At 41.8% G+C, this 328-nt stretch carries 1 protein-coding gene; it reads right to left on the reverse strand.

Going from position 1 to position 328, the window contains the following annotated elements:
- Positions 1-85: 85 nt before the first annotated feature.
- A partial coding sequence (locus tag ACLWS4_RS38170) for a DUF5085 family protein (RefSeq protein ID WP_416876594.1) occupies positions 86-328 on the reverse strand: 243 nt, incomplete at its 5' end.

Consider the following 328-nt stretch of genomic DNA (forward strand, 5'->3'; position numbering starts at 1 on the left):
CAGGTCGTCAGGTGGCTTGTCCCAACCAATCATCTCATACAAGCCTGGTGAAAAAAACGCAACAAAATCTTCAAGGAGCGGGCGTTCACCGCTCCTGTTTTAAATCATCCGCCTCATCATCCTCAAACACCTTTATTTTAATCTCCACCCACTGCATTTCATCATTCCCGAGTAAAATATGGAATATTGGCGAGGAAATTTTATAACCATTCTCCATGACGTGCCGGAACAATTCATCATAAGCTTTTTCTGTATTGGCTTCAAACTGCCCTTTTACCCGCGTCATCAGCATTTGATCGATATAAAAATAACTTTGGAATGTAAGGTC

This window comes from Kitasatospora sp. SC0581 (assembly GCF_048159585.1).
Taxonomy (GTDB): Bacteria; Actinomycetota; Actinomycetes; order Streptomycetales; family Streptomycetaceae; genus Kitasatospora.